The organism is Staphylococcus casei (genome assembly GCF_030294405.1).
GTDB lineage: Bacteria > Bacillota > Bacilli > Staphylococcales > Staphylococcaceae > Staphylococcus > Staphylococcus succinus.
On the sequence record NZ_CP125721.1, the window covers coordinates 24,615 to 31,460 of the forward strand.

At 30.2% G+C, this 6,846-nt stretch carries 10 protein-coding genes and 1 pseudogene; 1 reads left to right on the plus strand and 10 read right to left on the minus strand.

The window, feature by feature from the left end:
* Positions 1 to 241: 241 nt before the first annotated feature.
* From QMO72_RS14170 to QMO72_RS13890, 3 genes and pseudogenes are all read right to left on the minus strand, one after another.
* Positions 242 to 318: pseudogene (locus QMO72_RS14170) on the minus strand (hypothetical protein); the annotation flags it as partial.
* Positions 319 to 399: 81 nt separating this feature from the next.
* Positions 400 to 666, minus strand: a complete 267-nt coding sequence (locus QMO72_RS13885; protein ID WP_103267660.1) for a Txe/YoeB family addiction module toxin — start codon at positions 664 to 666, stop codon at positions 400 to 402.
* On the minus strand, positions 667 to 924 hold the full coding sequence (locus tag QMO72_RS13890) for a type II toxin-antitoxin system Phd/YefM family antitoxin (RefSeq protein WP_069855823.1): 258 nt from the start codon (positions 922 to 924) through the stop codon (positions 667 to 669).
* Positions 925 to 1,125: 201 nt separating this feature from the next.
* Between QMO72_RS13890 and QMO72_RS13895 the strand changes: the two genes are divergently transcribed.
* Positions 1,126 to 1,221, plus strand: coding sequence for a type I toxin-antitoxin system Fst family toxin (locus tag QMO72_RS13895; RefSeq protein ID WP_107384574.1), 96 nt, complete (start codon positions 1,126 to 1,128; stop codon positions 1,219 to 1,221).
* Positions 1,222 to 1,553: 332 nt separating this feature from the next.
* Here QMO72_RS13895 and QMO72_RS13900 read toward each other — a convergent pair whose 3' ends face one another.
* From QMO72_RS13900 to QMO72_RS13930, 7 genes are all read right to left on the minus strand, one after another.
* Positions 1,554 to 1,799 carry a DUF3107 family protein gene (locus QMO72_RS13900; protein WP_069855825.1) on the minus strand — a complete coding sequence of 82 codons (246 nt, stop codon included), beginning with the start codon at positions 1,797 to 1,799 and terminating at the stop codon, positions 1,554 to 1,556.
* A gap of 81 nt (positions 1,800 to 1,880) precedes the next feature.
* Positions 1,881 to 2,426 (minus strand): recombinase family protein, encoded by a 546-nt coding sequence (locus QMO72_RS13905; RefSeq protein ID WP_103267661.1) that lies wholly within the window; start codon positions 2,424 to 2,426, stop codon positions 1,881 to 1,883.
* A 253-nt stretch (positions 2,427 to 2,679) separates the two neighbouring features.
* Positions 2,680 to 3,495, minus strand: a complete 816-nt coding sequence (locus tag QMO72_RS13910) for an AAA family ATPase (protein ID WP_000164962.1) — start codon at positions 3,493 to 3,495, stop codon at positions 2,680 to 2,682.
* The gene (locus QMO72_RS13915) at positions 3,488 to 4,930 is read right to left on the minus strand and encodes a TnsB C-terminal domain-containing protein (RefSeq protein ID WP_103267851.1); all 1,443 of its coding nucleotides are present in this window, start codon (positions 4,928 to 4,930) and stop codon (positions 3,488 to 3,490) included. Before QMO72_RS13915 ends, QMO72_RS13910 begins: the two co-directional genes overlap by 8 nt.
* On the minus strand, positions 4,902 to 5,495 hold the full coding sequence (locus QMO72_RS13920; RefSeq protein ID WP_103267852.1) for a recombinase family protein: 594 nt from the start codon (positions 5,493 to 5,495) through the stop codon (positions 4,902 to 4,904). The genes QMO72_RS13915 and QMO72_RS13920 overlap by 29 nt, the downstream gene beginning before the upstream one ends.
* 255 nt (positions 5,496 to 5,750) lie before the next feature.
* Entirely contained in the window at positions 5,751 to 6,191 is a 441-nt protein-coding gene (locus QMO72_RS13925) for a DoxX family protein (protein WP_103267853.1), read from the minus strand.
* The gene (locus QMO72_RS13930) at positions 6,188 to 6,730 is read right to left on the minus strand and encodes a PadR family transcriptional regulator (protein WP_285322612.1); all 543 of its coding nucleotides are present in this window, start codon (positions 6,728 to 6,730) and stop codon (positions 6,188 to 6,190) included. Before QMO72_RS13930 ends, QMO72_RS13925 begins: the two co-directional genes overlap by 4 nt.
* Between the last annotated feature and the right edge of the window lie 116 nt (positions 6,731 to 6,846).

Sequence of the window (6,846 nt, forward strand, 5' to 3'; positions counted from 1 at the left end):
TCATTTTTAAAATTAACACTCATATATGAATTGAAACCACTTTTTATTTTTCCGATTATAGCATGTGGTTCTGTTATATTTATTTTATCCAACCAATTTAGTAATGATATATAATCAAATACATCAATATGATTAATTAATCTTTCATATCTTAAATTTCGATTTATTATTTACTAGTGATTATTTAGTAATAAAGACCAAAAAAAATAACCATCCAACTTTAGCCGGTTAATGGTTATTTTTAGATAAATAATAAGGCTACCGTCTTTCGAACGGGCTCATTTAGCAACATGTTAGCGCATGTTGTCCTTTTTCTATACAAATCAATAATAATATTATATTACGTAAATGCCCATATGCTATTTTAATATATAACTCATAACTAAAAATTAGCTGCTTTTATTCATAATGTGACCATGCAGAAAGGATAAAAACGTTCTTATCATCTTCATCAACTGTGTAAACAACTCTATGTTGATGGTTTATTCTTCTTGAATAGCGCTCTAAGTGTTTAGGTTGCAACTTTTCAAAAGATTGGCTCGGAAAATAAGGGTCTTCTTTTAACGTGTCTACAATTTTTAAGAATTGTGTTTTCAACTGTGATTGTTTAATTTTCTTTAAATCAGATTTTGCTGAATTTTTAATAGCAATACTGTAATTATCCATTTAGAGATTATCCCAGTCTAAATCATCAATATTAGCGTAACCACTGTTATCCTTTTCACGTTCTCGTACTTTATCCATAGTACCTGTTGTTTCAAGATATAATGTTTCTTGAATACTATCCCAATCTTTTTGGCTTATGATTACGGCGTTATTTTCACTCTTAGAACTGCTTATAATAACGGGTTCGTGGCTCTCATTAACTTGTTTAAGTAATTCATAGAATTCTTTTCTAGCATTGGTAGGCGTTTTAATATTCATTATTAGTCACGTCCTTTCTTTATTTTATATTATAACGTACTTGAATGCGTACGTAAAATCGCAGGTTATAATGGACTATAGGTTGGTTTTTATGTAATTTAACTTATAGAAAAGCGATATGCTTACGTGTTTACAGATGGTATAATAATGGAGTCGCCTATCTCTCAGGCGTCAAGTTGACGTAGAGAGGAGGTGCTATTCATGTTGGAAATCCTTGTTCACATCACGACCACAGTCATCAGTGGTTGTATTATTGCGTTATTTACGCATTGGCTGCGTAATCGCGAAGACAAATAGGCGACAATAGCCACACCTAAAAAATCCCCTCACTACCGCAAATAGTGAGGGGATTGGTGTATTCATGTTAGATTCCTTGTTAAATACATTATAACATCATAGAGGATTAGAATGCAAAAATATAGTAAATTCTAACGTGTATTTAACATTTATATCCCCGCAAATAAGAGTTGCTATTAAGGTAGTAAAAACTTAGTAGCAACTCTAAGAAAGAAGTAATATATCTGATTATGAAATGTTCATGGTTATTACAATAATTAGTTTAGTATTAAATAATATGTCCTCAAAAGTGACTACCTAGCATATAGTTTGGCGACTCATTAGAGATTATTTTATTCCTCTTTTTTCATACCATATCTATTTGTGATTTCAACATATGCTATTGATTCTTCTTTTATATAGGTTTGGTTATCTTTAGCGTTAATATAAATAAAATTTATTTCATGATCAGTTATCTTACCGATATCAACTAAAAATGAGTCCCAATTTTCATCTGTAAAATCGATTGAATGAAAGGTGTATTCTTTGTTTGAATTTTTTATACCAATTTTAATTCGCTTGCCCCATTTTATTTCCATTTCTTCCCCCATTTTTTTCTGAAATTATAAATTTATTAGATTGTAAATTGTTATATAGTTCACCCCCTATGTAACAATTTCCTATTTTATAATACGATAAACAGTAGAACGACTTACGCCTGTTTGTTCAGCAATCTCTTCACCTGTAAGCTTTTGTTCATCATATAAGAATTTAATCTCACGTTTTTTGTGGTCAGGTAATGAAGGCCGTCCACCTTTGCGTCCTCTTGCTCGTGCAGCTTCTAAGCCTTTTTTAGTACGCTCACTTAATAAGTTAGCTTCCAGCTCTGCAAATGCACTCATCATAGTAAAGAACATCTTGCCCATCGCATCTTTGGTTGATACGTTCATATCTATAATATGTAAATCAATACTATTATCATCTAACCATTGAGATAACTCAATTAATTGCTTGGTTGTTCGACCAAGACGATCTAGTTTATAAATCACTAGAATATCTCCCTCACGTAAATAATCTAAGCATTTATCAAGTTCTGTTCTATTCGTTTTACGGCCACTCGCTTTCTCGCTAAAGATACGTTCACAACCATATTCCTCAAGTGTATCAATCTGTCCATCAAGACTTTGATCTTGTGTTGATACACGTGCATAACCAATTTTAGCCATTTGAATACCACCTCTTTTAATCGTTTTATGGGTACTTATTAACGAAATCTAATTCTCGATGCAAATAAACGCGTCTCTCATCGTCTAAAAACTCATGATTTTTGATATTTATGATACATTGATTATAGCACAAGTTTATAGACTTAAATATCCAAGAAAAACCTCCTATGTCACTTTACTTGATATATGAGAATGACTTCACCTAATAAATGAGAAAAGCAACGCACTATATTAAAATGCGTTGCTTTTTCTATTATCGAATACCTATAACTAAACTGTCTCTAGCTGTTTCTACGACTTCTGTACTTATTTTATCTAAACCATTTATATCCATAATTCTATCTATCTGCGCAAATAAACGATGAATCAGCCTAAAATTCCCTTTTGTAATTTTAATAATCGTTGTTATTGCCTCATAATCAGTAAAATCTTCGAGTTTTAAATCAAATCCTAAATCTTGCCACTTATATTCTAATATATGATGCGTTTCATCTTTGCTTAGATTATCAAATTCATGCGCAAAACCTATGCGCGAATATAATTGAGGATAACGAGATAATTTCTTCTCAATACCTGGCATACCAATAAATATCATTGCTAAATTATGTTCATCATAAATAGCTCTTAATTGCTCTAAATGTTGCACTTTAAGACGATCAATCTCATCTACTATAATTAAATCAATATATTTAAACATATCACTATAATGTTTACTATGTTCATGTCCATACTTATTTACAACATGTAATTTTTGCCCCAAATCAATGCTTGCAGTAATACTATATAAATCATTTCTTAATTTAGTTTGTTTTTCTGCTGGTGCAGTATAAAATATTTTATCCACCGATAGTATATCATCGGTCGTTTTACTAGCTAAATCTTCCCAACCTCTATGGTTAACTTGTTTTTCAATAGTATCCCAATTTGTGTAATATCTAGACGATAAAGTTTTTCCGACACCAGGTTGACCATAACATATACCAATATACTGATATTTAATACAAGCATCACAAAATTCAGCAAACCGTTTATACTCTTTCGTTTCAATAAAATTCTGATTTTTAGTCATTACGATACCTCTTTAATTTTTTGACGTTTTTAGTCGTTTCTTGAGGTGAATAACCACAATTTTTTTCTTCCTTAATTAATTCCGTGGTACTTGGACTAGCAATATTTTGTTTTAAGTGTTTTCTTCTCTGACTACGAGCTTGCTGTATGTCTTTTATATCTATGGAGTAATCAGCTATTTCTGGACATATAGCAGTACAAAGAAATTCATCTCTATAAAACACACGTATTTCAGCCATATCATTTGGGTTATAACGAATCAGTACATATTCACCTACATAAACTGCTAGATTAGTATTACTGTATCGAAAACCTTGAAAATGAACGCCATCTGAATGAACTTTTCTAGATTTAGGTATTTCCAACAATAATAAATCAAGTTGTTCTAAGCTACTTGGCATATTAGGGAAAAAGTGATTACTATTCCAACGACTGATAGGCGTGGTATGAATAGCACTATGTTCTTTTTGATTATAATCTTCAATTAAAAAGTAACGTAATTTTTCTTCAAAATTGTGAAAATCTATTAGATTACTAGGAGTATCATTATTGTTTATATATCCAGGCAGTTGTTCTAGGAAAGTTTGGTTAACTGTCTGAAAAAAGCGTTCTATTTTTCCGCGACCACGAGGGACACCAACTTTTGAAAACATCAAATTTATTTTCAAGTCAATAGCGACTTGTTCCATGTGATTTGAGGTAAAGTCACTTCCGTGATCTGTATAGAATTTTTCGGGTATACCACACACTGGCCAGTTGGTATCATTCTTATTCCATATTGCTTGGTGTAGTGTTAATGCTGTGTTTTGAGCATTAGGAGCATCAAAACTTATAAAGTAGCCTGCAATTGCACGACTATAGTCATCCATAATAATGGTTAGCCATGGTCTATTGATATTACCTTTTTGATCTAATATATAAATATCTAGCAAAGTATGGTCGGCTTGCCATATTTCATTGGGTCTTGAGGATTCTCTTATTTGTATTAAATCGTACTTATTTTGATAGTATTTTTCACCTTGGTGAGAGAAATCAATAACAGACTTAGGCATTGCTTTAATAATACTATAAACTTGTTTATAACTTGGTTTATCAAAATTATTCTCTATACAATAATTAGCGATTTTCCTATGAATCGTAGCAATACTATTTCTTTTATTCATAAGCGCAAGGCGTTCAATTTCATCAATTATCTTTGGTTCTATTTTACGTGTTCCTTTATCAGCTCTTGTCGCATAGATTAGTCCTTTAAGTCCTTGTTCTTTATATGACTTATTCCACCTATAAAGGGTGCTTAACGCATTCCCTTTACTTTTAGAAATACTTGATAAAGATTGTTCGCCTAGGATAAAAGGTTTTATAATATTGTACTTTTGAGTAGCTTTTTTACGTTTGGCTTCAGAAAAATTAGTTAGATACTTCTCCTTGTTTTTCATCTTCCTTGTCCTCCAATTTATTGAGGTAACGATAAATTGTTGTACGTGAAACACGCCACTGTTCTGCAATTGTCTTAATTGGCGTGCCATTATCATAAAGTGTCTTAAGTAAGTTTAAATCTTTTTGATTTAATTTTTCGGGTCTGCCTCCATATCGGCCTCTAGCACGTGCTGCAATTCGGCCAGCTGAAGAACGCTCTAAAATTAAATTACGTTCAAATTCTGCAAATGCTGCGAATAAATGAAATAATAATTGTCCAGTTGAACTTGATTTATCCATTGTTATATTTTCTTCTAAACTATGGAAACTTACACCTCGTTCGTTAAGTTCATTAACTAATGTGATTAAATCCTCCATATTACGTCCCAATCTATCTAATCTCCAAACAACAATCGTATCTCCTGACCTCGCAAATTCAATTGCTTTATCTAAACCAGGTCTTTTACTTTTTGAACCACTCATATGGTCATTAAATATCTTTTCACAACCATATGTATTTAATCGATCCTCCTGTAAATTTAAATTTTGTAATCCAGTTGAAACTCTTGCATAACCTATTTTCAAAATACAAACCTCCTATATACACCTTTAGTGTACCACAACTTAATTACAAGGTCTTTTATGAACATAGATTTTTTGTTGGGTTTTTGAACACATAATCCTATGTAATTCTTACTTATTTAGACATAAAAGAAGAGTGTACAGAAAATGGTTATTTTCTGCACACTCTTTTTTTACTAAAGGTAATATTAATATTCATAACAAATTTATTTAGAAACAACGTAGGTATTAATAAACATAATAGTAGTTTTTTCATGACTATCCTCTCAGTATAATTACAAATGAAAGTATAAATAAAATTTGTATTATTAACCTTAACCAAACGTTTGTCGGTTCATTTCCATTTAATCTTACACCTTCCTTATAAGCTTTCACATTAGCAGGGAATAAAGAAATGCATAATATAATTCCTATAATACTTGAAAAACTTTGTGTCTGTTCAAATAGTATTCCAATAGCAATCACTAATTCTAGTAATCCAGTTGAATACACAATGAAAGTTGGAAATGGAAGTTTTGATGGAACCATTTGAACCAAACTATATCTAACATTTGGTAGTAACCTTCCGATAAAAGTATATAGAAAAGAAAGAAAAATTGAAAACTGTGCAAAAGAATATATCAATGAGTTTCCTCCAAATATAAAATAAATTAATAAACCAATAACGCCACCAATTATGTATATTATCAATGTAATCATAAACATCCCTCAATTCTTTTAATAGATTTTTTACACCAATTAAGTTCAGCTAAACTAATATTAATGCCATAATCAATAATCATATCCCAGAAAATAAAATTCTCATGATTTTTCCAATACTTTTGTATATTGAGTTGAATTGTTTTTATTATATTTAAACGTTTGGTGATAACTTTTTTATAATCCTCAATTAATTTAATATTTTCATTTTTATCTAATATAGAACCGAAATTTAGCTTAACCAAAACTTCATTCTTAAAAGTTGGCCATTTTTTAATTTCAGTATTGAGCCAATTTAGAAATATTTCTAAACCTTTATCAGTTAATATGTAAATATTTTGATTAGGTCCTTTATCACTTTTTTTATTATTTACTTTTACTAAACCACTGTACTTTAAGTCTTGTAGATAAGGATAAATTTGATTATATCCAATTTTCCAGTAGAAATTAAAATTTTCATCAATGACTTTTTTAATTTCATACCCACTCTTTGAACTTTGAGATAATAGTCCTAAGATAATATATTTATTAGAATTCAATTTCGCCACCCACTATATCATTTTGATATAGTTATTTTATCTAAATTTACTATATATAGCAAGCGTTGATAATTTTCATTTTATTAGGCGAAAATATTCTCATATATCAAGTAAAG